We start from the raw sequence: 463 nt of genomic DNA on the forward strand, positions 1-463 counted from the left end.
GCTCGGACACGTAACGCATCAGCAGCTTGGAATCCTTGTAGTCGATCTTCGGCGCATTGTCGCCCGTGAACGGGCAGGACTTGCGGCGGCGGAAGAACGGACGACGTGCACCAGCATCAGCCATGATCTTTACTCCTCGGTCTCGGCAGCAGCCGCTTCTTCACGGCTGCGGCGCGGGCCGCGATCACCGCCACGATCACCACCACGGTCGCGATCGCCGCGGAAGCCGCCTTCGCGCTCGCCGCGGAAGCCACCGCCACGCTCGTCGCGATCGCGGTCACGATCGGCCTTGCGCATCATCGCCGAGGGGCCTTCCTCGAGCTCGTCGACGCGTACGGTGAGATAGCGAATGATATCTTCGTTGATGCGCTCCTGGCGCTCGATCTCCGACACCACGGCCGCGGGCCCGTCGATGTTGAACATCACGAAGTGAGCCTTGCGGTTCTTGTTCATGCGATAGGTG

At 63.9% G+C, this 463-nt stretch carries 1 protein-coding gene; it reads right to left on the minus strand.

The window, feature by feature from the left end; all coding sequences use genetic code 11:
- Positions 1–129: 129 nt before the first annotated feature.
- A partial coding sequence (locus IDG64_RS14390) for a 30S ribosomal protein S6 (RefSeq protein WP_206171357.1) occupies positions 130–463 on the minus strand: 334 nt, incomplete at its 5' end.

Origin of the sequence: Staphylococcus sp. EG-SA-15 (assembly GCF_017151895.1) — a bacterium.
GTDB lineage: Bacteria > Bacillota > Bacilli > Staphylococcales > Staphylococcaceae > Staphylococcus > Staphylococcus aureus.